The following is a 23,855-nucleotide window of genomic DNA, read 5'->3' as shown; positions in this document are numbered from 1 at the left end:
CCGGCGGCCCGCCCCCCTCGGGGCGACCGGTCGGGGGAGCGAGGTCCCGGTGGCCGCCGTCGGGCGAGGCGGTGGCTCGGTGGGCATCGGTGGTTCTCCGAGGTCAGGCGGCGGGGACGCTCCAGTGTCCCGCCGGCGACCACCAGGCACCAGTGACACGGTGTCACGGCCCACCCGGGTGCAACGTCACGGCGAGGTGGTGACGGGAGCGCACTGGTCGAGGAGGGCACGGCCGGGTGGGATCGAGGCATGTCCACGACACCAGTGATCGACGTCGACCGCCTGGGCGTCACCTACGGCGACTTCCACGCGGTCAGCGACCTGTCCTTCCAGGTCGAGCGCGGCGAGTTCTACGCCCTGCTCGGCACGAACGGTGCCGGGAAGACCTCGACCCTGGAGGTCGTGGAAGGCCACCGCGACCCCACCTCGGGCTCGGTGCGGGTGTTCGGGCGCGACCCCGGCGACCGGAGCGCGGTGCGGCCCCGGATGGGCATCATGCTCCAGGAGAGCGGCTTCGCACCGGACCTGACCGTCCGGGAGACCGTGCGGCTGGTCGGCGCCCTCAGTCAGCGGGCGGACAGCGTCGACCGGGTGCTCGGCGTCGTCGACCTCACCCGCACGGCGGCCACCAGGGTGTCCCAGCTCTCCGGCGGGGAGAAACGGCGCCTGGACTTCGCCACCGCCGTCTACGGCTCACCGGAGCTCGTCGTCCTCGACGAGCCCACCACCGGCCTGGACATCCAGTCCCGGGACGACCTCTGGCGGGCCGTGGACCGGTTGCGGGATGAGGGAGCCACCATCGTCCTCACCACGCACTACCTGGAGGAGGCGCAGGAACGCGCCGACCGCATCGGGCTCATGCACCAGGGCGGTCTCCACCGGGAGGGCACCGTCGCCGAGCTGACGCGAACCCTGCCATCGGTGATCCGCTTCTCCCTGCCCACCCCCGAGGTGGCTCCGCCGCCGCACGTCCACCGGGACGGCGACGGGGCGTTCGTCATCGAGACCTTCACGATGCAGCGCGACCTGCACGCCCTGCTCGACTGGGCGCGGGACAACGCGGTGGAACTGGGGGACCTCCACGCCGGTCCGACCCGCCTCGACGACGTCTTCCGCTCGATCGGCGCCGAGTAGACCACCCGACCAACCCCACCCCAGGAGGAGACCGCTCCATGTTCCCCATCGCGCTCGGCGAGCTGGTCCAGCTCTTCCGGAACCGTTCGGTTCTGGTCACCATGTTCGTACTTCCCGTGGCGTTCAGCGCCCTCTACATCTACCTGCACGAGACCGTCGCCGTGTTCGACCTCGGGGCGATCGCGGCGATCCTGCTGTTCCTCGTGCTGGCGATGGGTTTCTACACGACCACGGTGACCACGTTGGCCGCGCGCCGGCAGAACCTCTTCCTCAAGCGGCTGCGCTCCACGGCGGCGAGCGACACCCGCATCCTCTCCGGTCTGCTGCTGCCGGTGACGGGCGTCGCGGTGCTCCAGGTGACCGTGATCCTGACCGTGTTGGGCGTGGTCGCCGGCGCGCCGAGCGACGTCCTCCTCCTGGTGGTCGCCGTGGTCACCACGGTGGCCATGATGCTCTGCCTGGGGCTGGCGACGGCCGGGGTGACGAACTCCCCGGAACACGCCCAGGTGACCACGCTGCCCGTCCTCATCGGCACGATGGCCGTTTCCGGCTGGGTCGGTTTCACCGGGACCGAGGAACTCACCATCGTCAAGCGGCTGCTGCCCGGCGGCGCGGCCAGCGAACTGGTCGTCGCCGCGTGGAACGGCGGCGTCGCGCTGGCCGATTCGCTGGTGCTGCTGGCGCCCACCCTGAGCTGGGTCGTCGTCTCGGTGGCCCTGGCCGCCCGCCTCTTCCGCTGGGAACCACGCCGGTGACGACTCGGGCGGGACGTCGTCCGGGCCCGCGGGACTGGCGAGGGTGCCAGACATCGCCCGCCCCCGGCGCTCCGGGTCCTCGGCGGGGTGGCTGACGGCCTCCTCGACGCGGACGAGGGATCCCCCTGATGTGGTAACGGCTCTATGGCATGATGAGCGTTACCTGATCGGGGGTGGGACATGGGTGTTCTGGTGTACGGGGCGGGCGGGGTCGGCCTGTACCTGGCGGCGCGTCTCGCGTCGGCCGGTGAGCCGGTGACGGTCAAGGGCCGCCCGGCCACGGTGCGCGCCGCGGCCGGCGGCGGCGTGGAGATCCGGAACGAGAACAACACCGAGGTCGTCTCGAACGTCGAGTTCGTCGACGACCTGGCGGGGCGCCGCTTCGACTTCGCCATCGTGGCCACCAAGTCCTGGCAGGTCGAGGAGGCCGCCGCCGAGATCGCCCCGGCGCTCGAACCTGGCGGCAGGGTGCTCACCACCCAGAACGGGGTGGACGCGCCGGCCCGCGCCGCCGCCCACGTGCCCTCCGACGCGGTGTACGGGGGGACGGTCGTCGTCATCGTGCGGCGGGTGGCGCCGCTGGCCGTGCGACTCGTCGGCTCCGAGGCCCGCGTGGTCCTCGGCTCCCTGCGGCACTCCGAACCCGACGCCGCCGGGTTCCGACTGGTGGAGGTGCTGCGGAGAGCCGGAGTGGACGCGCGGTGGACCGAGGACGTCCGCACCGCGTTGTGGCGGAAACTGGCGCTCATCGCGTCCTACGGGGGAGTGGGCGCCCTGGCGGACGCCCCGGTGGGGCGGACCAGGTCCGTGCGCCCCACCCGGGACCTGGTGGAACGGGCGATGCGGGAGGTCATCGCGGTCGGCAACCGGTCGGGGGCCCGCCTGGGCGAGGACGATCTCGCCGAGATCCTCGACGTCTACGAGCACGGCTTCGCGCCGGAGACCACCGCATCCCTCCAGCGGGACCTGCGTGCGGGCCGCCCCTCGGAGTTGGCCGACCAGAGCGGCGCCGTGGTGCGGCACGCCACGGCGCTGGGCATCCCCGTTCCCGTGCACGAGCTGATCTGGGCCACCCAGCTGCCCAGGGAACTGGCCGCCAGGGAGGAGCGGTCCGACGTCGGCCCGGGACCCGTGGTCGAACCGTGAGATGACCGGACCACGCTCGTGGCTGCCCGTGCCGCCACTGCCGGTCGGGGTGGCGGTCGAGCTCGTCAACGAGTGGGCGGTCACCCCGCGCCAGGCGTCCGCCCGACCCTGGGGCGGTCACCCCGCCCCGGACTCCCCGTACCGGATGCGGCTGCACGAGACCTGGCCCGGGGGGAGTCGCCTGGCGGACGAGGAGATCAGCTCCGCCGCGGAGGAGATCCACGCCGTCTTCGCCGCTGAGCCGGGCGAGGCGCGCGACGCGGTCGTCGATGCCCTCGTTGACCGCGTCGGGCTCGTCCCGCGTCTCGACAGCCGGGGGGCCCCGCCCCGGTTGGGGTGGCGAGCGGCGGCGGACGCGCCTCCGCTGCTGGCCGCGATGCTCGCCACCGTCCTCGACGCGCTCACCGACCCGGCGACCCGGTCGGCCGGCCTGTGCGCCGCCGAGCGGTGCGCGGACGTCTACCTCGACACCTCGCGCCGTGGACACCGGGTCTACTGCTCGACCCGCTGCCAGACCCGCGAACGGGTCCGAGCCCACCGCCAGCGCCGCTCGTGACCCCCGGGACGAGGCGCGGCCGGTGGACCGGGTGCGGGGTTCCCCGGGCGTCGTTCGGCACACGGGTCGGGGGATCATCTCGCGCGGCGGTCAGCTCTCGAGGAACTTCAGCCCGGCGACGCCCACCACGATCAGGCCGAGGAAGAGCACCCGGCCCGGGCTGAGGGTGTCACCGAACCAGACGACGCCCGCCACCGCCACGCCGACGGCGCCGATGCCGACCCACACCGCGTAGGCGGTCCCGAGGGGCAGGTCCCTGACCGCGAGGGTGAGGAGTGCGAAGCTGGCGAGTGCTCCGCCGATCCCCAGGACGCTGGGCCAGAACCGGGTGAACCCGTGGGACTCCTTGATGGCGCTGGCCCAGCCGATCTCCAGGAGCCCGGCCGCGACGAGGAGCAACCATGAGATCACGTCGCCTCCGATCGTCGTCGCTCCCCGGTGGAGAACCCGCCGGTCATGCGTTGTAACCGCCGTCCACGGTGAGGGCGGTGCCGGTGACGTAGCGACCGGAGTCCCCGGCGAGGTAGGAGACGGCGGCGGCGATGTCCCGAGGCTCGCCGTAGCGGCCCAGTGGGATGGCGGGGAGCTCCTCGGCGGCCTCGGGAGCCGAGGCCGGGTTCATGTCCGTGTCGATGTTGCCCGGGTGCACCGCGGTCACGGTGATGCCCCGGTCGCCCAGGTCCCGGGCGAGCCCCCGGGTCATGCCCTCGACGGCGGCCTTGGTCATGGAGTAGAGGGTGACCCCGGGGTAGGGGGTGCGGTTGGCGAAGGAGCTTCCCACGGTGATGATCCGGCCCCCGGGGCCCATCACGCGCGCGGCCGCCTGGCTGAAGAGGAACGGCGCCCTGACGTGGAGGGCGAGGGCCGCGTCGACCTCGTTCCCGGTCACCTGGGGCAGCGGACCGTTCGGGAAGGTGCCCGCGCTGTTGACGAGGATGTCGAGCCGTCCGAACTCCTCGAACACCGCGTCGACGGCGGTCACCGCCGCCGTGGGCGCCGCGCTGTCGAGGGCGATCGCCGTGGCGCGGCGGCCGAGGGCGCGGATCTCGCGGATCACACCGTCGGCCGCTGCCTCCGACGACAGGTAGGTGATCGCGAGGTCCGCCCCGTCCTCGGCGAGGCGTCGGGCGATCGCGGCGCCGATCCCCCTGCTCCCTCCGGTGACCAGCGCGACCTTGTTCCGTTGCGGCATCAGGTTCTCCCAGTGGTGTTAATTTTGTAGTGAACATTAAAAATATACACTGGGGGCATGTCCAGCACGCACGGCGCCACCGACGCCACCGGCCAGCCCCGGCGGCGGGGGCGGCCCCGCGCCTTCGACCGGGAGACGGCGCTCCGCCAGGCGATGGAGGTGTTCTGGGAGCGCGGCTACGAGGGCACTCGCCTGACCGATCTCGTTCAGGCGATGCGGATGAACCCCCCGAGCCTGTACGGCGCGTTCGGGTCGAAGGAGAAGTTGTTCCGCGAGGCCGTCGAGTTCTACAACTCGCCCGACCGCTCGACCACCACGCTCGCCCTGGAGAGGCCCGGTCCGGTGCGGGACGCGGTCGAGGCGCTGCTACGTGACAACGCCAGGGCCTACGTCGACCCCGAGACCCCGCACGGATGCCTGGTCGTCCTCTCCGCGATCTCCTACTCCCCGGAGAGCGAGGGCCTCCGCGACCTGCTGCGTTCCCTGCGCGAACAGGACCGGGACCGGCTGCGCGCCCGTCTTCGCGCCGCGAGGGCCGACGGCGGCCTGCCCGGCTCGGTCGACGTCGACCGGCTCGCCTCGTTCCTGATGTCCGTGCTCTTCGGCCTGTCGATCCAGGCGCGCGACGGCGCCACCCTCGCCGAACTCGACGGAGTCGTGGACATCACCCTCGCCTCCTGGGACCACCTCGTCGACACCGCGCGCGGCGGGTGAGAGGCCCCACCGCCGATCGGGATCCGGCGCTGGACAGGGGAGACCCGAGTTCGCGCGGGTCTCCTGGCGGTGTCCCGAGGGCGTCGGTCCTGGACGGTCGACGATCCGCGCGGGGGGGCTCGCGCACCCGTGGGTGAACCCCGGGGGAAGTCGGCGTCACATCGACGAGCGCGCCGGGAAACACGCGGCGGCGCGGGCATCCTCCGCCCGGACCGGGTCGCGCGCGTCCACCGGATGAGGCGGACCGTGGACCGGAGGCGGGAGGGACGGGAGAGGACGAGATGGCGGGCAGGCTCGGTCCCGGTCGGGAGGTCCGGCGCGGTGGGTCCGGGAGAGACGCCCGTACCGGTGTCCGCTCCGAACCCCCGGAGGTGGGGGGACGCGGCGCGTGGCGGCGCCCCGACCTGGTCGTCCACCCACCTGACGAGCAGGGTTGAGGAGCGGGGGCACGGTGAGCCCAGCCGGACCAGTCCCGCGCACCGGGGAGCCCGGTGCGGGGTGGACCGGTGCCGGCCAGGCCACTTCCGTGTCCGCCCGGGGCCGTCAGGCGTGCCGCTGGCGAGGCGGGCCCCCGACTGCCACCCCGGGCCGGGGACCTCGGCGGATCACCCCACGCTGGGACCGTCCGTCCGGCTCGGGGAGCGGCGGCGCCCCGCCCTGAGCACGCGGCCGCCTGGTGCCGCCGCGCCGGTACCGGCCGGGCGGAGGGCACTCCGCCCCAGCGGGTCCGGTCACCGCCCGTCGAACCGTTCCGGGTGCAGCCAGCCGGCCAGTTCCTCCAACCCGTCCAGGGTGTGCGCGCCGCCCGAGGCGAAGGCGGAGGCGGCGGGGAGGAGCAGCACCCGGTCCTCGGCCACTGAGGGGAGGTCGGCGACGGCCGGGTGGGCGAGCAGGCTGTCGAAGGACTCGCGACCCGCGCCGGTCACGTCGACCAGCACGACCGCGTCGGGCGCGGCACCGACGACGACCTCCGGGTCGACGGGACCGGTGCGGCGCACGCCGGCCCGTTCGGCCGCCGAGACACCGCCCGCCAGCTCGACCAGGCCGGTGGTGAAGGAATCGGGGCCGAGGACGAACGGCACGCCGGCCTGGTTGCTCAGGACGAGCACGGAGGGGCGATCGACGCCGTCGACGGCATCGCGCACCGCGTCGCGCCGACTGGCCATGTCCGCCACGAGGCTCTCGGCGCGGTCCTCGACCCCGAGCGCCTCACCCAACAGCGTCAGGTTCCCCGCGACCTCGTCGAGGTCGTCCCAGTGCTCCAGCGCGAGAACGGGGACGCCGCTCTCGTCGAGCAGGGACAGCGCGTCCTGCTCGCCGTCGTGGCGGGGGGTGACCAGGACCAGGTCCGGGTTCAGGGACAGCACCAGCTCGGGGTCCGGGTTGGTCCCCGGCGGCAGGTGCTCCGACACCGCCGCCGCATCCTCGACGTGGTTGCCGAGGTGGGTGCCGGTCACGCTCGCCGGTACCGCCACCAGCCGCTCCGCCCCCACCAGCGCCAGCGCGGCCTCGGCGGCGTCCGGTGACAGGGCGGCGATCCGGGTCGGTTCCGAGGGGATCGTGACCGGCTCGCCCTGACCGCCGCCTCCGACGGTGCGCGGGTAGGAGGCGGCGGCACCGGGCGGCGCGGAGGACGGCGCGGGCACGGGTTCGTCCGCCGGGGTGGTCGCGCAGCCGGCGAGCAGCACCACCGCCAGCGACGTGGTGCCGAGGAGTGAGCCTCGGCGTACCGGGTTGGTCATCGGGTGTCTCCTGATCCTTCGTCGATGTCCAGGGGGACCACGCGTGGGCTCCGGGTGTCGGGGTCGTGGCGGACCACCACCCGCACTCCGTAGGCGACGGCGATGTTCTCCCTCGTGAGCGTCAGTTCCGGGGGGCCGTCGGCGAGCAGACCGCCCTGGTGGAGCAGCGCCACCCGGTCGCAGAACCGGGCGGCCTGGTTGAGGTCGTGCAGCACGGCCACGACGGCGGTTCCGCGTCGGGCCAGTTCGCGGAGCAGGCGCAGCACGTGGAGCTGGTGGCGGAGGTCGAGGGCGGCGACCGGCTCGTCGAGCAACAGCACACGGGGTTCCTGCGCGAGCGCCTTCGCGATGTGCACGAGTTGCCGCTCGCCGCCGGAGAGCGTCGTCACCTCCTGGTCGGACCAGCGGTCGGCTCCCGCGTCGCGCAACGCCTGGTCCGCGATCCGCTCGTCCTCCGGGCCCACCGGGGCGAACCGGCGGAGGTGGGGGTGCCTGCCCAACAGCACGACCTGCCGGGAGGTGAACTCGAAGTCCAGTGCGGTGTCCTGGGGCACGTGGGCCAGGGAGCGCGCCAGAACCCGGGGACGCAGCGACCGCGTCGGGGTCCCGTCGAGCCGGACGTCCCCGCCCTCCGGCCGCCGGAGGCCCGCGAGGACGGAGAGCAGCGTGCTCTTGCCGGCTCCGTTGGGACCGACCAGCGCCATCACCTCGCCGCTTCGCACGCGCACGGTGACGTCGACGAGCACCGGACGACCGTCGATGACCACGCTCACCTCCTCCGCGACCAGCGGCAGGTCGTCCGGGGCTCCGTGGCGGGGAGGGGGACCGGTCACCGCGCACCTCGCCGTCCCCGCCGGAGGACCAGCAGGAGGAAGACGGGCGCGCCGATCAACGCGGTGAGCGTCCCGGTCTGGAGCACGACCGGGCTGAGGAGCATCCGGGCGCCGAGGTCGGCGAGGACGAGGAAGGACCCGCCGAACAGCGCGGCGGCGGGGAGCAGCAGCCGGTGATCGGGCCCCACCACCAGGCGGATGACGTGGGGCACGACGAGGCCGACGAAGCCGATCGCTCCCGCCACCGCGACCGCGCTCCCCGTGATCAGGGCGGCCAGGGTGAGCAGCAGGCGGCGGGTGCGGAGCACGTCCACTCCGGAGGACCGGGCCGCGCTCTCACCGAGGAGCAGCATGTTGAGGTCGCGGGAGAGGAGCAGGACGCCGACGACGCCCACGCAGACGGGTGGGAGCGCCAGCGCCACGTGCTCCCAGGTGCGCGCGACCAGATCACCGTTGAGCCAGAAGACGATGCCCCGCACGTCCCGGTCGTCCGGCACGTTCGCCAGCACCGCGCTGATGACCGCGCCGAGCAGCGCGTTGAGCGCGATCCCGATGAGCAGGAGGGTCGAGGCCGACCGGTCGCGCCGCGCGGCCGCGACCAGGTGCACGACGACCAACGCCGCCAGCGCGCCCACGAACGCCGCCGCCGGCAGCACCCAACGGCCCAGGACCGTGGCCCCGGTGGCCAGGACCAGCACGGAGGCGGCGGCCGCGCCGCTGGAGACCCCGGTGACACCGGGATCCGCGAGGGGGTTGCGGAACAGGGCCTGCATGACGGTCCCGGCCACGGCGAGCGCCGCCCCGACCACCAGTGCCACCAGCACCCGGGGGAGTCGGATGGTCTCCACGACCAGCTCGTACTGGCCCGCCGATGCCACCACGCCCAGCCGGTGCAGCAGCACCAGCACGGTGTCCCGAGGAGGCACCGGGATCGGGCCGAGCGACACCGCCGCGACCACGACGACCAGCAGCAGGGCCGTCAGTCCGGTCAGGACGATGGCGGCACGCGGGGGGCCGCGCCGCGCGCGCCGAGCCGGGGACGCGGCAACGGAGGTCTTCACAGGGCTCACCTAGCGGGACCGAACCGGCCCAGAAGAAATGAAAATCATTGTCGACCGGATCGTATGTCGTCGCCGGCGCGCGCTGTCAACGGAACGTGAGCCGCGACGCAGCTCCCGCGCTCGGTTCCCTCGGCGTCCCGGAGGCGCCGCGTGTCGCGCGCCAGCCGAGGGTCTCGGTCCGCGACCGGACGACTCCGCGCGGGAGGGTGGTGCCAGGCGGCCACCTGCCGCGCACGCGGTCATCTCCGTGCGTGGTCGGGAGGACCGCACCAGCCGAACCGGACTCGCGCCCCGACCGCCCCCTGATCCGGGCCGTCGCCCGGGCGAGGAACCGCCGCGCGTGACGAGAGGGGTGAACGGTGGCGGGTGGACCCGCTGGTGGCTCCCACCTCGGGCGGCCGGCCTCGTCCCGCGCCAGGGAGGCCGGGACGTCGACGGCGGTAGCCGGTGGGTGGGAGGTGGACCGCGCGGCCGGGACGGTCCGCGGCTCCGAGTGCGAGGCGGTAAACCGGTGGCCCCGGGACCGGCGCGTCTGGGAGCCTCACGTCCGTGACCGCCCACCTCCTCCGGCGGGTGCGGATCGTGCACCTGTCCGGCCCGGTGTTCCGCGCGCTCGCCGCCGGCGACCTCGACGGCGCGAACGCCATCGCTCCCGTGCCCGTCTCCCCCTACTTCGCGGGGCCGGCCTGGCGGGGCGTGTGGCGCCGCCGTGCCGAGCGGGTCGCCCGGGAGCCGGCGAGCGCGGCATGGGTCACCGGGCTCATCTGGGACGAACGACGACGGCTGGCCGTGGGCCGGGCCGGGTACCACGGACCTCCCGACGAGTCCGGCATGGTGGAGATCGGCTACGCGGTCGAGCCGACTCACCGCCGCCAGGGCTACGCGGCGGCCGCGCTCGAGGTCCTGCTGGACCGCGCGGCCACCGAACCGGGGGTGCGCACGGTGCGGCTGAGCATCAGCCCGGACAACCTGGTCTCCACCCATCTCGCGACGCGGTTCCACTTCACGCGGGTGGGGGAGCAGTGGGACGACGAGGACGGCCTGGAGATCCGCTACGAGCGGCCCGCCGGGGGTTCCGCCGGCTCGGGCTGACACCCCCTCGCGGGGCCGCTACCTCTCGGCGGGGGGTGTCAGCCCGTCGAGGACGATGGAGATCGCGGCGTCGAACTCGTCGTGGTCGCTCGCTGTCGATGCCGCCTCCTGTTCGAGGGTGGCCAGCACCCTGGGCAACGCGTCGCCGGTGAGGGCGCGCAGGCGCGCGGCGAGGACCTCGTTGACGCCCGTGGCCGCCTCCTCCGCGAGGGTGGCGAGTTGGGCGGACTGCTCCACCTCACCCCGGGTGTAGGTCCACAGCATGGTCAGCACGGTCACCGCGCGCTCGCCGGAGATCCCGGTGGGTTCCAGGCACGCCAGTCCCGACTCCAGTCGGTGCAGGTAGGACGGCAGCAGCGGTTCCGTCCCGACGGGGATCGCGGTCAGCCACGGGTGCCGTTCGTAGGCCTCGCGCAGGTCGCGGACCCAGGCGCGAAGTCGGTCCCGCCAGCCCGCGCCCTCGGGGGCGCCACCCGGGCCGAGGGCGTGGTCGGCCGCGAGGATCACCAGGTCCTCCCGCGACTCCACGTACCGGTACAGGGACATGGTCCCGCTGCCGAGTGCCTTGGCGAGCCCGCTCATGGTGATGGCGTCGATGCCCTGCTCGTCGCCGAGCCGGACGGCCGCCGCCAGCAGCTGCTCGAGCGTCCACCTCGGCCGGGGCCCCTTCGTGGTGGCGGGTGACCGGCCCCAGGCCAGCAGAACCGCTCGGGGGACCTGAGGGGGAGCCAGGTTCCCCTCGTGCTCGTTCGCCATGCGGCCATCCTACTGCGTAACCCTTGCGCATTCATACTGCGTAACTGTTACGCTGTACGCATGACGAGGTCATCACCCCAGCTCACACCACCATTCGTAGATCGCCCGACCGCCGACAAGTCGGCTCTCGCGGTCTCCGGGATCCGCAAGCGCTACGGCGACCGCGAGGTCCTCCGGGACGTGACCTTCGACGTCCCGGAGGGGCGGGTCTTCGCACTCCTGGGCCCCAACGGCGCCGGCAAGACCACCCTGATCCGCATCCTCACCACCCTGGTCCGGGCCGACGGGGGGACCGCCCGGCTCCTCGGGCACGACGTCGTCCGCGATCGGGCCAGGGTGCGCGAACTCATCAGCGTCACCGGGCAGTACGCGTCGGTCGACGAGGAGCTGACCGGCCGGGAGAACCTGGTGATGGTCGGGCGCCTGCTCCGGCTCGGGAAGTCCGAGGCGCTCCGACGCGCGGACGAGCTCCTCGAGGAGTTCGACCTCACCGCGGCGGCCCACCGCCGCGTCGGCCACTACTCGGGAGGGATGCGCCGCCGCCTGGACCTGGCGGCCAGCCTGGTCGCCTCCCCGCCGCTGATCTTCCTCGACGAACCGACCACCGGGATGGACACCCGGAGCCGGGCGGCGCTGTGGAACGTGGTCACCCGGCTCGCGCGCGGCGGGCGGACCATCATCCTCACCACCCAGTACCTGGAGGAGGCCGACGTCCTCGCCGACCGCATCGCCGTGCTCGACGGCGGGGCGATCGTCGCCTCGGGCACGGCGGCGGAGCTCAAGAAGCGGGTCGGGCGGGAGACCGTCGAACTCGTCCTCGACGACGGGGCCGTCATCCGGTCCGTCACCGACGGCAACCCCGAGCGGGTCCGCCTCCTGCTCAACCGCCTGCACTCCGAGGGGCGCCACGTCCGCACCCTCACCGTCCAGAACCCCACCCTCGACGACGCCTTCCTCGCCCTGACCGGCCACAGCACCGCGACGGCACCGACCGACAAGGAACCCGCCCGATGAGCACCGCCACGCTCCCCGCCGAGCTGGTCTTCGCCAAGCGCAGCATCACCCACTCGCTGCGCAACCTCGACAGCCTGGTCACCGCCGTCGTCGCACCGGTGGCGATCATGCTGCTGTTCGTCACCGTGTTCGGTTCCGCCCTGGACTCCACCGTGGGCGGCTCCTACGCCGACTACGTGACCCCGGGCGTGATGTTGTTGTGCGCCGGTTTCGGTGCCGCCCTGACCGCGACGTCCATCCACACCGACGTCTCCAAGGGCTTCGTCCAGCGGCTGCGCACCATGCCGGTCCGGGCGTCCGGCGTCATCTTCGGACACGTCCTCGCCAGCGTGCTGCGCAACCTGGCCTCCATCGTGATCGTGCTGCTCGTCGCGGTCGCCATGGGTTTCCGGCCGACCGCCACCCCGCTGGAGTGGCTGGGCATCGTGGGTCTGCTCGCGGCCTACGTCCTCGTGTTCACGCTGATCGCCGCCGCCTGGGGGCTGGCGTCGAAGTCCGTGGAGTCGGCGGGCACGTTCAGCTTCATCGCGCTGTTCCTGCCCTACCTGTCCACCGCGTTCATGCCGGCCGACAACCTGCCCGGGTTCCTGCGCGGCTTCGCTGAGCACCAGCCCGTCACCCTCGTCATCGAGGCGCTGCGCGGGCTCGCCACCAGCGCTCCGGACTCGACCACCCTCACCCACTCGCTGCTCTGGCTCGTGGGCCTGGGCGTCGGGGCGACGTTGCTCACGGCACGCCTGTTCGACCGCGCCGCCCGGAGCTGAGCACTCGCGACCGGTTCGGCGTCCCGCGCGCACCCCGGCGGGGGCGCCAGGCCTGACCTCCCGTGCGCGCCGGAGCGGGCCAGGCGTCCCACGGAGGGCGGTCGCCACGGCGGCCGCCCTCCCCCACGCGGCGGACCTCTCCTCATCGATTCGCGTCGAACGGGTGCCCGGACCCCGCCACCCGGTGGTGCGGCTCTCGGGGGAGTGGCGGCCGCCGGGGCTGGCGGGGTGTCCCAGCCGGTCGGTCAGTTCAACGTGCGGGTGCCCGCCGGCAGCCCACCACCGGCGTGGACGTCCTCGACGAGCTCGGCCAGCGCGGTCAGGGCGACGTTCTGGCTCCACGGTCCGTAGGACACCCGGCTGACCCCGAGTTCCCGCGCCACCTCCAGCGAGATCGAACCGGGAACGCCGATCAGGTTGACCTTGCGCTCGCCCAGCTCGGACACCAGTCGGGTGACCTGGTCGACGTCGAGCCTCCCCGGCACGAAGACGTTCGACGCGCCGGCGTCGAGGTAGGCCCGGCCCCGGGCGATCGCGTCCGCGAGCACCTCCTCGGGATCGCGGTCCCCAGCCTTGAGGAACGCGTCGGTGCGCGCGTTGAGCACGAAGTCGACCCCGGCGGCCTCGGCGGCGGCCACCGCGGCCTCGACCGCCCCCACCGACTCCGCCAACGGCTTCATCTGGTCCTCGAGGTTGACGCCGACGGCCCCCACCTCGATCGCGCGGGCGATCGTGCCACCCGGGTCGCCGTAGCCGGCCTCGAGGTCGGCGGTCACGGGTAGGTCACCCGCCGCGCGCACGATCAGCGCCACCTCGGCGATCATCTCGTCGCGCGGGATGCGTTCCCCGTCGGGGTAGCCGCGCGAGGCGGCGATGCCGTGGCTCGCGGTGGCCAGCGCCCGTGTTCCCGGGATCTCGGCGACGACCTTCGCCGTGATCGCATCCCACACGTTGACGACGAGCAGCGGCTCCGGTGCCGCGTGCAGCTCCTGGAGCAGGGTGGCCTTCTCCGCCGTTGAGGTCATGCCGATCAACCTAGCGGCGGACGGCGGCTGCCGGTACTCCAGTCAATGCCCGCCCACCAGGCGGGCCGACTCGGCGGCGAACGCGGCCGGCGCCCCGCGCTCCGCCCCCGCGGGGACTCCCGGTGGCCGCCGGTCCGCTCCCACCGGGGCACCGCGGCCCGCTCCCCGGTGCCGGTGGGACATCATCGCCCAGCCCGGGGAGCCCCCGGAGCGGCGACCAGCCCTGGTGCCACCGGCCCGGCTCCGCCCGATCGGTCACCGCCACCCGGGCCGGCCAGGACCTCCGAGGTCCTGGCGGGGGCTGGCGCCACCACGGTGCGACCCGACGTCCCGCCCGGGCTCGGACGTCGTCCGCCCCTCAGCCCCGTCCGGCGACGGTCGTCAGCGCCTGGTCCAGGATGTCCAGTCCCCGGTCCAGTTCGGCGTCCGTGGTGGTCAGCGGCGGGGCCATCCGGAAGATGCTGCTGCTCCCGGGGAACTGGACGATGTTGAGGTGCAGGCCCAGCTCGAAACAGGCCTGTGTGACGGCACCGCCGAAGTCGTGCGCCGGGGTCCTGCTCTCGCGGTCGGTGACGAGTTCGATGCCCTGGAGCAGGCCACGGCCCCGCACGTCGCCGACCTGCTCGTGCCGGGACTGGATCTCGAGCAGCCCACGGCGCAGCCGATCGCCCAGCTGGCGCGCGGTCCGGTCGAAGGCGTTCTCCTGGAGGACGGTGACGACCGTGAGCCCCACCGCCGCCGCCAGCGGATCGGAGACGTGGGTGGTGCCGAAGTAGAAGCCCCGGTCGTGGCAGGTGGACTCGATCTCGTCGCTGGTGATGACCGCCGCCAGCGGCAGCCCGGCGCCGAGCGTCTTGGACAGGGTGAGGATGTCCGGGGCGACGCCCTCGTGCTGGAAGGCGTACCAGTCACCGGTGCGGCACAGACCGGTCTGCGCCTCGTCGAGGATCAGCAGCATCCCGCGTTCCTCGCACTTGCGCTTGAGCGCGGTGAGGTACCCCGGGGGCAGCTCGATCACCCCTCCCGTGCTCAGGATCGGTTCGGCGATGAAGGCCGCCAGGCTGCCCACCGACTGGCGGTCCACCATCGCGAAGGCGTGGTCGAGTTCGGTCCGCCAGTCGTGCCGCCCGTCCCGCTCGAACAGCGGCCGGTAGGCGTTCGGCGTGGGGATCACGAGGTTGCCGGGGGCCACCGGACCGTAACCACGCCGGGAGATCCCGTAGGTCGCGGCGCCGGCCGCGTGCGTGACCCCGTGGTAGGACTGGTCGAAGGAGACGACCTCGTGGCCGCCGGTGTGGAGCTTGGCCATCCGGATGGCCGCCTCGTTCGACTCGCCGCCGGTGCTGAGCAGCATCACCCTGTCCAACCCGGACGGCAGGGTGTTCGCGAGGGCGGCGGCCAGGTCCACCACCGGACGGCTGAGCATCCAGCTGAACAGGTGGTCCAACCTGGAGACCGACCGGCTGACGCACTCGACGATCGCCGGGTGGCAGTGGCCGAGCAGCGCGCTCATCTGCCCGGAGGTGAAGTCCAGGATGGCGCGGCCCTCCGAGTCGAAGACCTCGGATCCCGCCGCCCGCTCGATGATGGCGGGCACGAAGTCGTTGTGGGCGTAGCGGATCAGGCGGCGACGAGCCGTCGCCCAGAACTCGTCGGCCGACTCGGCGGCCCGCGCGGTCGTCTGAGGGTCGGTGGTCATGCCCATGTCCTGCCCCTTCTCCTGGCGGCGCTTGTGGCCAGGCTAGGACAGACGTGGCGGCAGCCGATTGCGGATGTTGCCCGTGAACGGGGGTATCAGGGCACACTCAGTGCGTGGATCGCACCGACCGCGCCATCATCGACCACCTGCGCCGGGACTGCCGTCTCGCCAACACCGAGATCGCCGACCGCGTCGGGCTCACCCCCTCGCCGTGCCTGCGCCGGGTCAGGCGGCTGGAGGACGAGGGCGTCATCCTCGGTTACCACGCCCGCATCGCCCCCCACGCCCTGGACCGGGCCTTCGAGGTCCTGGTCGACCTCGAACTCACCGACCAGGCCCGCGCCACCCTCGAACGGTTCGAGGCCGCGCTGGTGTCCTTCGACGAGGTGGTGGAGGCACGCCGGATGTTCGGTGCGCCCGACTACCACGCGGTCGTCGCGGTGGCGGACCTCGCGACCTACGAGCGGTTCCTGACCCAGCGCCTGATGGCCGTCCCCGGGCTGGCGAAGCTCCAGTCCCGATTCCCGATGAAGACGATCAAGGCCGACGTGCCCGGCGGGCGAGGTGGAGCGGGGCCGGCGGGCACGTGACCGGGTGCGGCCACCCGGCCTTCCCTGGCACCGCGTGCCGCCCGCCCCGGCGGCGGCGCGCTGACCTCGGGTGAACGGAGTCGTCCGACGGGCCGTTGCCGGTGCTGCGCCGCCGGCGCGGCCCCTCGGACACGACGGCGCCCGTCGGCCACCGCCCGAGCGGGTGCGCCTGGGTACCGGGTGCCGCCTTGCGCCGCACCCGGCCGTCCCGGCGGAACGCTCCGACGTCCACTGTGCTCCGTCAAGTTCGTGGAAAACGCCGATCGGACCTGCGGTTGCCGATAGACTCCGGTCGTCACGACGGGTCTGGACGCGGAGGTTCGTCGCAGCGTGCGTACCACTGGTCCTCCCCGGCGCGCCGACCGCCTGGCAGCACGCCGCGGCCCCGGACATCACGGATCGAGGAGCGGAGCGGACCGCCCGACGCCCTCTCGCCTCCCCACGTGGCGCGCTCCCCAGACGGCCCTCCACCCGCCGGGCCGAGGTGACGGCGACCAGCCCCACCACCCGCGCCCGGCCATCCACCCCCGCCTGACGCGGGTGGTGCCACTCCCACGGCCGACCCGGCCACGAAGGACGACACCATGCACAGCGACACGTTCGGTAGCGGAGACCCGGTCCTGCTGTTACACGGCGCGGGCGTCAGCGGTTGGATGTGGCGACCGCTACTCGAACACCTCGGGCGGGACCTCACCGCGATCGTCCCTGACCTGCCCGGATTCGGCCGCAGCGCCCACCGCCCCTACGTCTCCCACCAGGAGACCGTCGCCGAACTGGCGGACCTGATCAGGCGCACCGCGCCCCGGGGGGCCCACGTCGTGGGGTTCTCGCTCGGCGCCCAGCTGGCCATCCTGCTCGCCTCGCACCACCCCGACCTCGTGCTCGGCACCGTCGTCGTCAGCGCGGAGACCACACCCGCCCCGCTGCCCGGGACCACGCTGGCGCTGGTGTCGGCGACCGCCCCGTTGGCCCGGCGGGCGTGGTTCGCCCGAGCCCAGGCCAGGCAGCTCGCCATCCCCGCCGACCTGATGCCCGACTACGTCCGGGACAGCGCCGCGACGACCAGGGAGACGCTGGTGGCGAGCGTCGGCGAGAACATCCGCTTCACCCTCCCCTCCGCCTGGTCCACGGTGTCCACCCCCGTCGCGGTGCTGGTGGGGGAGAAGGAACGCCGGCTCATGCGGGAATCCGCCCGGCTCACGGCCGACCAGGTCCAGGGCGGCGGCCCGCACACCGTCGAGGGCGCGGGGCACGACATTCCCTTCACCCGACCGGCGGTCCTCGCCACCGTGATCCGCGAGACCTTCGGCATCCCCACCGACGGCGGGCACCCACCCGGCCCGGAACCCCGGGACTGAGCGGAGCGCCGACGAACCCCGCTCTGGCCGAGCGCGATCCGTGGCGCCGCGGGCAGGGCGTGACCGACGACCGACCCGGCGGTGTGCCGGGCGCCGAATGGAGGAATGACATGGCAGGACGTGTTCGAACCATCGCGGTGCTCGACGCACCCTCCAACCTCGGGCTGCGACCTCCGGAGGACGGCGTGGTGCCCGGCTGCGGCAAGGCACCCGGGGTGCTGCGGGACGCGGGGCTGGTGACCGCGCTCGACGCCGTGGACGCCGGCGTGGTCACCCCCGGGCGCTACCGCCCGGACTGGACACCCGGCACCGTGCGCAACGAGGCTGCGATCGCCGAGCACTCGCTGCGGCTCGCCGCCAGGCTCGACCGGATCGCGGACCGGGGCGAACTCCCGCTGGTGCTCGGCGGTGACTGCTCCATCCTCGTGGGGATCGGCGCGCACCTGCGTGGGCGCGGCCGGTTCGGCCTGGTGTCCTTCGACGGCCTCGACTACCGGCACCCCGGCAACAGCGACGCCGTCGGCGCCGCGGGCGGCGAGAGCCTGGCGTTGACCACCGGGCGTGGCGGGATGTTGGCGGAGTTGGGCGGCACCCGCCCCTACGTCCGCCCCGCCGACACCGTGGCGCTCGGCGTGCGCCCCGACGACGAGTACCTCGCGGACGCGGTGGACGCCGGCCTGCGGGTGATCACCTCGACGGGCGTCGCGGCCGACCCGGTCGGGGCGGCGGAGGAGGCGCTGAGGACAGTGGACGGCCCCGAGCTGGCCGGGTTCTGGGTCCACGTGGACGCCGACGTCCTCGACCCCGACGTCATGCCGGCCGTCGACAGCCCGGAAGCCGGCGGCCTGACCTTCGACCAGCTCGTCGCCGCCCTGGGACACCTGGCCGTCTCGCCCCGCCTGGTCGGGGTGGACGTGACCATCTACGACCCGGACCGCGAACCCGACCCCGACTTCCGCCACGGGCGGCTGCTGGCCGACCTGCTCGTCTCGGCGTTGGCCGAGGCGGGCCGCGCCCCGGCTGAGCGGTAGTCGCCGGCGGCGCCACCCGAGTCGCACTCCGCACACCAGGCCGCGTCCCCGTCGCGCTCGTCCGTCCCAGGGACCACCCCGCCTCCACCGGCCTTGCCACCGCTTCACCGGCACTGTATAAAACCGGATGGTATTGAAACCGGAAGGTTGTGGACGATGGGCTCCGATGCGCTCGACAGGACGTTCGCCGCGCTCGCCGACCCGACCCGACGCGCCATCCTCGCCCGCCTCGCCCAGGGGGAGGCGACGGTCACGGAACTCGCCGCACCCTTCGCGATCAGCCAGCCGGCGATCTCCAAGCACCTCAAGGTGCTCGAACGGGCCGGTCTCGTCGTGCGGGGCCGCGACGCGCAACGCCGCCCCTCCCGGTTGGACGTCGCCCCCATCCGCCTGGCGGTCGACTGGCTGGAGGAGTTCCGCTCCGCCAGTGAGGAGCGCTTCCAACGGCTCGACGCCGTCCTCGCCGACCTCAGGGCGGAACGCGACGGGAAGTCGGACGACCACTGATGTCACTCGCCGGCGACGCCACCTCCACGCGCGTCACGACCCCCACGGACCGCGAGATCACCCTGCGCCGGTCCTTCGACGCCCCCGCGCGACTGGTCTTCGCGGCCTGGACCGAACCCGACCTGCTGGTCCGCTGGTTCGGCGCGCGCGGGTGGAACCTGGTGGCCTGCGAGGTGGACCTGCGGGTCGGCGGCACCTGGCGCTTCGTCTCCCGAGGCCCGGGCGGCGCGGAGATGACCCAGTCCGGGGTGTACCGCGAGATCGAGACACCGGGCCTGCTCGTCCACACCGAGTCCTACGACGGCGCCGAACACCCCGACCTCACCTCGCTCGTCACGACGAGGTTCGTGGAACGCGCCGGTCGGACCACCGTCACCAGCACGATCCTGCACCCCTCACCGGAGGCGAGGGACAGGACGTTGCGCACTCCGATGGAGCGGGGACTGCGGGAGAGCCACGCCCGGCTCGACGCCCTGCTCACGTCGGTCGAAGGACTCCGGGCGGGCGTGGGCCCAGGCCCGGACGGCGGAAGCAACATCGGAATCAGGCAGGAAGGAGCCACACCCATGAACTGGACCCTGGAAGTCGTCGCGATGCCGGTCAGCGACATCGACCGCTCGAAGAAGTTCTACGGGGAGCAGATGGGTTTCGTGGTCGACCACGACACCCGGGTGGACGGCGGCCCCGGCATCGTCCAGTTGACACCGAGGGGGTCGGGCTGTTCCATCGTCCTGGGGGTCGGCCTGGTGGAGATGGAGCCAGGCTCGATGCAGGGGCTCCAGCTCGTCGTCCGCGACATCCGCGCGGCCCGGGAGGAACTGCTGGGCCGGGGCGTCGAGGTCAGTGAGGTCCAGGTCCCCGGTCCGGAGGGCTTCCGGCCGGCGGAGGAGGGCGAGGACCTGAACAACGTGGGCTTCGCGTTCTTCTCCGACCCCGACGGCAACCGTTGGGCGCTCCAGCAGATCTCGTCCCGCACCTGATCGCCGGGCTCGTACTGCTGGTGGCACTCGGCTCCGGCCGAGGCGAGAGCACAGGGATGGGTGGATGACGACCACACTCACGGCCGACCACTTCGTCGAACGCCTCGAGGAGCACCGCTCCGAGGAGGAACTCCAGAAGATCCAGCGCTACTTCAAGTCCGGCGCGGGGGAGTACGGAGAGGGCGACACCTTCCTCGGCGTCCGCATGGGACAGGTGTTCGCGCTCGCCAAGGAGTTCATCGACATGGAGCCGGACGAGGTCGAACGGCTCCTGGAAAGCCCGATCCACGAGGTCAGGGCTGGCGGGCTGAGCATCATGGACAAACAGGCCCGGCGCAGGAGGACCCCGGAGTCGAGGCGGCAGGAACTGTTCGACCTCTACCTGCGGCGGATTGACCGGATCAACAACTGGGACCTGGTCGATGTGGCCGCCCCCCACGTGGTCGGCGGCTACCTGTTCGACAAACCCCGCGACATCCTCTACGAGCTGGCTCGCTCGTCGAACATCTGGGAACGCCGGACCGCGGTGGTGAGCACCTTCTACTTCATCCGGCACGACCAGGTGGACGACACCTTCCGCATCGCCGAGATCCTGCTGCACGACGAGGAGGACCTTATCCACAAGGCGGTCGGAGGCTGGGTGCGGGAGGCTGGGAGGAGACAGCCGGACCGGCTCATCGCCTTCCTGGACGAGCACGCGGCCACTATGCCGCGCACGATGCTGCGTTACGCCATCGAGCACCTCGACAAGGAACGTCGCGAGCACTACCGGGGGCTCACCGCGCCCATCCGACGCAGGTAGGCGAGCCCTCCGACCGGGGCCCCGCTCCCCGCCGCGAACCTGGTCGTTCCCGCCGCCCACCCTGCCCGGTCCATGGCGGACACCCGCGTCGAACCCCGGTGCGGCGGGCGGGGCACACCACGAGGACCGGCCCAGCGGGGCTGCGGAGTGGGCGGTGCCGCGCCCGTCCCACGGATCAGAAGGTGAGCAGCGTCTTGATCGCCCTGCGCTCGTCCATCGCCCGGTAGCCCTCCGCCGCCTGGTCGAGCGGCAGTTCGAGGTCGAACACCCGACCAGGATCGATCCGGCGGTTCCAGATCAGGTCGATCAGCTCGGGCAGGAAACGGCGCACCGGCGCCGGCCCGCCGTGCAGGTCCACATGGGAGAAGAACAGCTCCTCGCCCGGTAGTTCGACCCCGTGGGAGACGCCGACGTATCCGACGTGACCTCCGGGCCGGGTCGAGCGGATCGCCTGCATCATCGACTCCTGCGTACCGACCGCCTCGATGACCGAGTGCGCCCCCAACCCGTTCGTCAGGTCCTTGATCCGCGCCACGCCCTCGTCACCCCGCTCGGTCACGATGTCGGTGGCCCCGAACTCGCGGGCCAACCGCTGGCGGGGCTCGTGCCGGCTCATCGCGATGATCCGCTCCGCACCCAGCTGCCTGGCCGCGAGCACCCCGAGCAGGCCGACCGCCCCGTCGCCGACGACGGCGACGGTCCTCCCCGGCCCGGCCTGCGCCGCGACCGCGCCGAACCAGCCGGTGCCCAACACGTCGGAGGCCGCCAGGAAGCCGGGGATCAGGTCGGCTGGGGGCAGGTCCGGCGTCGCCACGAGCGTGCCGTCCGCCAGCGGCACCCGCAGCAGCTCGGCCTGGGACCCGATCGCGCCCATGGGCACCCGGTGCACGCACGAACTCTGGTATCCGTCCCGGCAGATCTCACAGGTGTTGTCGGACGCGAAGAACGATCCGACGACGAACTGGCCGGGCCGCACCGTCCGCACCTCGTCGCCGACCTCCTCGACGACGCCGACGTACTCGTGGCCCATCGGGGCCGGGCCGGTGACGGGTTCGATCCCTCGGTAGGGCCACAGGTCGGACCCGCAGACGCAGGTCGCGGACAGCCGGATGACGGCGTCGGTCGGCGCCGTGATCGTCGGGTCGTCCCGGTGCTCCACCCGGACGTCGCCGGGGGAGCGCAGCACCACACCACGCACGATGAGTCTCCATTTCGTCGCTCCGGGGCCGCCGGCCAGGGGTGGCCGGGGGCCCACCTGAGGCGTTCCAATCGAGGCGGTGGTTAAACCCCGTGGTCGCCAGGCAGGTGTCACTTGGTCCGGGGCACAGGCAACCACTGACCCCGGCGAGCGGGGAGTTCCTCCGGAGAGGTGTACCAGCAGGGCACCCCTCGCACCGGCCGCGAGCACCTCCCGTGGTGTGCGTGGACAACCGCCAGGAAGTGCGCGAGTTCCTCGTCTCGCGGCGAGCCAAGATCAGCCCGGACCAGGTCGGACTGCCCGCCGGCCGGCACCGGCGGGTACCCGGCCTGCGCCGCGGCGAGGTCGCCGCGCTGGCGGGCGTGAGCGTCGAGTACTACTCGAAGCTGGAGCGGGGTGCGCTGGCCGGCGCGTCCGCCAGCGTGCTGGACGCGCTCGCCCGCGCGCTCCAGCTCGACGAGGCCGAACGCGCCCACCTGCTCGACCTCGCCAGGGCGGCGGACGGCACCAGCGCGCTCGCGCGGCCCCGGCGCAGGCGGAGCAGGCAGTGGGTGCCGCACCGCAGCCTGCGGTGGGTGCTGGACGCCATCACGGCGGGCCCCGCCTTCGTCCGCAACGGCCGGCTGGACCTGCTCGCCTCCAACCAGCTCGCGCGGGCCTTCTACTCCGACGTCCACGCGTCCCCGTCCCAACCGCCGAACCTCGCCCGGTTCCAGTTCCTCGACCCGGCCGCGCGCCGCTTCTACCCCGACTGGGACCTGTTCGCCGACATCAGCGTCGCGATCATCCGTACCGAGGCCGGTCGCAATCCGCACGACAAGGAACTGCACGACCTGGTCGGGGAACTCTCCACCCGCAGCGAGGAGTTCCGCACCCGGTGGGCGGCGCACGACGTCCGACAGCACGGCACCGGGTCGAAGGCGTTCCACCACCCCGTGGTCGGTGACCTCACCCTCGCCTACGAGGGCCTGGAGATGGCCGCGGAACCGGGTCTCACCCTCACCATCTACACCGCCGAACCCGGCTCGCCCTCGGAGGACGCGCTCCGGCTCCTGGCGTCCTGGGAGACCAGCCACTCCCCAGCCGCCACCCGCTCGGACCCGGCGGCCACCGGCCTGGGCCCGGTCGCCCCCTAGCGAGGGAGCGGCCCGCCCACCACCCCGCGACGGGGACGCCACCCCGGGGGCGGCGGTCAGCCGCCCGAGAGACCGGTCAGGCCCGATCGCTCCCGTCCGACGGCAGGTGCGGAGCACGCGTCCCGCTCCCGACCTCGCCCAGCGGTGGGGCGGGCCAGAACGCGGGGGCGGACTGGGTCAGCACGGGGGCCCACGACACGCGCTGCCGCGCACCCGCAGCAGGTCCACGTGTCGCGGCACCACCCGGAAGAGATGCTGATCCATGACGGGGGCGCGCACCACGACGCCCCCGAAGGATGTGCAGTGGGCGTGGGATCCGGCTCCCTTCGACCGCGTGTCCCGGTGCCGGAACGACGCGCGGTCACCACCGCCCGCGGCGCGGTGCCGTCGGCGACGGGCTCGCCGACCTGGGCTCCCCTCGCTGCGGTCGGTCAGCCGCTCCGGGCGCTGGTGACGGCGGTACCCCGCCAGCCCACCGGATCGGTGGGCTGGCGGGAGCCTGGTCGGGAGAGGTCCTCCGACGCGACGCGCCGGGGCCGGCCGGCGCCGCGCGGCCCCGGCCCTGGAGTGGGCGGCGCGGAGGAACCGTTGGGGGCGACCCGGCCGGCTGAGCCGCCGTCGCCCGTCCCCGCGTGTTCGGGCGCCGCGAGGCGGCGGGGGAACACGCGGGCGGCCACCGGGTCCAGTCCGCCGCCGGGCTCCGAGGCCGCCGGCCGGACGCGCGGTGGCGACGACCACGGACGGGGACTACCGGACGCCCGGTGGGAGTG

The 23,855-nt window shown here is 73.3% G+C and carries 24 protein-coding genes; 15 read left to right on the top strand and 9 right to left on the bottom strand.

Features of this window, described 5'->3' with window-relative positions; all coding sequences use genetic code 11:
• The first annotated feature begins 249 nt into the window (after window positions 1–249).
• From C1701_RS00185 to C1701_RS00170, 4 genes are all read left to right on the top strand, one after another.
• Window positions 250–1,134 (top strand): ABC transporter ATP-binding protein, encoded by an 885-nt coding sequence (locus C1701_RS00185; RefSeq protein WP_026420206.1) that lies wholly within the window; start codon window positions 250–252, stop codon window positions 1,132–1,134.
• A 38-nt stretch (window positions 1,135–1,172) separates the two neighbouring features.
• Complete coding sequence (locus C1701_RS00180) at window positions 1,173–1,889, top strand: ABC transporter permease (protein WP_026420207.1); 717 nt, start codon at window positions 1,173–1,175, stop codon at window positions 1,887–1,889.
• 180 nt (window positions 1,890–2,069) lie between these two features.
• Window positions 2,070–3,035, top strand: a complete 966-nt coding sequence (locus tag C1701_RS00175) for a ketopantoate reductase family protein (protein ID WP_103055273.1) — start codon at window positions 2,070–2,072, stop codon at window positions 3,033–3,035.
• Window position 3,036: 1 nt separating this feature from the next.
• Window positions 3,037–3,591 (top strand): CGNR zinc finger domain-containing protein, encoded by a 555-nt coding sequence (locus C1701_RS00170; protein ID WP_026420209.1) that lies wholly within the window; start codon window positions 3,037–3,039, stop codon window positions 3,589–3,591.
• A 90-nt stretch (window positions 3,592–3,681) separates the two neighbouring features.
• Here the strand turns inward: C1701_RS00170 and C1701_RS00165 are convergent, their stop codons facing one another.
• Together C1701_RS00165 and C1701_RS00160 are read right to left on the bottom strand one after the other, a co-directional pair.
• Entirely contained in the window at window positions 3,682–3,999 is a 318-nt protein-coding gene (locus tag C1701_RS00165) for a DMT family transporter (protein WP_026420210.1), read from the bottom strand.
• 46 nt (window positions 4,000–4,045) lie between these two features.
• Window positions 4,046–4,783: an SDR family NAD(P)-dependent oxidoreductase gene (locus tag C1701_RS00160; protein ID WP_103055272.1), complete on the bottom strand. Its 738-nt coding sequence runs from the start codon at window positions 4,781–4,783 to the stop codon at window positions 4,046–4,048.
• A 57-nt stretch (window positions 4,784–4,840) separates the two neighbouring features.
• On the opposite strand from C1701_RS00160, the gene C1701_RS00155 reads away from it, so the two are divergent.
• Window positions 4,841–5,497, top strand: a complete 657-nt coding sequence (locus C1701_RS00155) for a TetR/AcrR family transcriptional regulator (protein ID WP_030107072.1) — start codon at window positions 4,841–4,843, stop codon at window positions 5,495–5,497.
• Window positions 5,498–6,228: 731 nt separating this feature from the next.
• Here C1701_RS00155 and C1701_RS00150 read toward each other — a convergent pair.
• From C1701_RS00150 to C1701_RS00140, 3 genes are read right to left on the bottom strand one after another with little or no spacing between them, the layout of a single operon-like run.
• A complete protein-coding gene (locus C1701_RS00150) occupies window positions 6,229–7,239 on the bottom strand; it encodes an ABC transporter substrate-binding protein (protein ID WP_103055271.1) in 1,011 nt (336 codons plus the stop codon).
• A complete protein-coding gene (locus tag C1701_RS00145; protein ID WP_103055270.1) occupies window positions 7,236–8,072 on the bottom strand; it encodes a heme ABC transporter ATP-binding protein in 837 nt (278 codons plus the stop codon). The genes C1701_RS00150 and C1701_RS00145 overlap by 4 nt, the downstream gene beginning before the upstream one ends.
• Complete coding sequence (locus tag C1701_RS00140) at window positions 8,069–9,133, bottom strand: FecCD family ABC transporter permease (protein ID WP_026420215.1); 1,065 nt, start codon at window positions 9,131–9,133, stop codon at window positions 8,069–8,071. Before C1701_RS00140 ends, C1701_RS00145 begins: the two co-directional genes overlap by 4 nt.
• A gap of 549 nt (window positions 9,134–9,682) precedes the next feature.
• Between C1701_RS00140 and C1701_RS00135 the strand changes: the two genes are divergently transcribed.
• Window positions 9,683–10,225, top strand: coding sequence for a GNAT family N-acetyltransferase (locus tag C1701_RS00135; protein ID WP_248784458.1), 543 nt, complete (start codon window positions 9,683–9,685; stop codon window positions 10,223–10,225).
• An 18-nt stretch (window positions 10,226–10,243) separates the two neighbouring features.
• On the opposite strand, the gene C1701_RS00130 is transcribed toward C1701_RS00135, so the two are convergent.
• Entirely contained in the window at window positions 10,244–10,981 is a 738-nt protein-coding gene (locus tag C1701_RS00130) for a TetR/AcrR family transcriptional regulator (RefSeq protein WP_103055269.1), read from the bottom strand.
• Between the two features lie 60 nt (window positions 10,982–11,041).
• On the opposite strand from C1701_RS00130, the gene C1701_RS00125 reads away from it, so the two are divergent.
• Entirely contained in the window at window positions 11,042–11,995 is a 954-nt protein-coding gene (locus tag C1701_RS00125; RefSeq protein WP_103055268.1) for an ATP-binding cassette domain-containing protein, read from the top strand.
• Complete coding sequence (locus C1701_RS00120) at window positions 11,992–12,759, top strand: ABC transporter permease (RefSeq protein WP_103055267.1); 768 nt, start codon at window positions 11,992–11,994, stop codon at window positions 12,757–12,759. The genes C1701_RS00125 and C1701_RS00120 overlap by 4 nt, the downstream gene beginning before the upstream one ends.
• A 245-nt stretch (window positions 12,760–13,004) precedes the next feature.
• Here the strand turns inward: C1701_RS00120 and C1701_RS00115 are convergent, their stop codons facing one another.
• Both C1701_RS00115 and C1701_RS00110 read right to left on the bottom strand, forming a co-directional pair.
• On the bottom strand, window positions 13,005–13,784 hold the full coding sequence (locus C1701_RS00115) for an isocitrate lyase/PEP mutase family protein (protein WP_103055266.1): 780 nt from the start codon (window positions 13,782–13,784) through the stop codon (window positions 13,005–13,007).
• Window positions 13,785–14,142: 358 nt separating this feature from the next.
• Window positions 14,143–15,489, bottom strand: a complete 1,347-nt coding sequence (locus C1701_RS00110) for an aspartate aminotransferase family protein (protein ID WP_103055265.1) — start codon at window positions 15,487–15,489, stop codon at window positions 14,143–14,145.
• Window positions 15,490–15,596: 107 nt separating this feature from the next.
• Here C1701_RS00110 and C1701_RS00105 point away from each other — a divergent pair, with 107 nt between their 5' ends.
• The 6 genes from C1701_RS00105 to C1701_RS00075 all read left to right on the top strand — a co-directional run bounded on the left by C1701_RS00105 (window position 15,597) and on the right by C1701_RS00075 (window position 20,751).
• The gene (locus tag C1701_RS00105) at window positions 15,597–16,073 is read left to right on the top strand and encodes an Lrp/AsnC family transcriptional regulator (protein WP_026420220.1); all 477 of its coding nucleotides are present in this window, start codon (window positions 15,597–15,599) and stop codon (window positions 16,071–16,073) included.
• A gap of 584 nt (window positions 16,074–16,657) precedes the next feature.
• On the top strand, window positions 16,658–17,431 hold the full coding sequence (locus C1701_RS00100; RefSeq protein WP_103055264.1) for an alpha/beta fold hydrolase: 774 nt from the start codon (window positions 16,658–16,660) through the stop codon (window positions 17,429–17,431).
• A 110-nt stretch (window positions 17,432–17,541) separates the two neighbouring features.
• The gene (locus C1701_RS00095) at window positions 17,542–18,462 is read left to right on the top strand and encodes an arginase family protein (protein ID WP_026420222.1); all 921 of its coding nucleotides are present in this window, start codon (window positions 17,542–17,544) and stop codon (window positions 18,460–18,462) included.
• A 156-nt stretch (window positions 18,463–18,618) separates the two neighbouring features.
• A complete protein-coding gene (locus C1701_RS00090) occupies window positions 18,619–18,969 on the top strand; it encodes an ArsR/SmtB family transcription factor (protein WP_103055263.1) in 351 nt (116 codons plus the stop codon).
• On the top strand, window positions 18,969–19,949 hold the full coding sequence (locus C1701_RS26975; RefSeq protein WP_337662012.1) for an SRPBCC domain-containing protein: 981 nt from the start codon (window positions 18,969–18,971) through the stop codon (window positions 19,947–19,949). The genes C1701_RS00090 and C1701_RS26975 overlap by 1 nt, the downstream gene beginning before the upstream one ends.
• 64 nt (window positions 19,950–20,013) lie before the next feature.
• On the top strand, window positions 20,014–20,751 hold the full coding sequence (locus tag C1701_RS00075) for a DNA alkylation repair protein (RefSeq protein ID WP_103055262.1): 738 nt from the start codon (window positions 20,014–20,016) through the stop codon (window positions 20,749–20,751).
• Between the two features lie 175 nt (window positions 20,752–20,926).
• On the opposite strand, the gene C1701_RS00070 is transcribed toward C1701_RS00075, so the two are convergent.
• Window positions 20,927–21,949, bottom strand: a complete 1,023-nt coding sequence (locus tag C1701_RS00070; RefSeq protein WP_103055261.1) for a zinc-dependent alcohol dehydrogenase family protein — start codon at window positions 21,947–21,949, stop codon at window positions 20,927–20,929.
• 224 nt (window positions 21,950–22,173) lie between these two features.
• On the opposite strand from C1701_RS00070, the gene C1701_RS00065 reads away from it, so the two are divergent.
• Window positions 22,174–23,085: a helix-turn-helix transcriptional regulator gene (locus C1701_RS00065; protein ID WP_026420260.1), complete on the top strand. Its 912-nt coding sequence runs from the start codon at window positions 22,174–22,176 to the stop codon at window positions 23,083–23,085.
• Window positions 23,086–23,855 lie beyond the last annotated feature (770 nt).

Source organism: Actinoalloteichus sp. AHMU CJ021, from assembly GCF_002895405.1.
In the GTDB taxonomy this organism is placed as follows: domain Bacteria; phylum Actinomycetota; class Actinomycetes; order Mycobacteriales; family Pseudonocardiaceae; genus Actinoalloteichus_B; species Actinoalloteichus_B caeruleus.
This window is presented reverse-complemented; position numbering and strand designations above follow the sequence as displayed.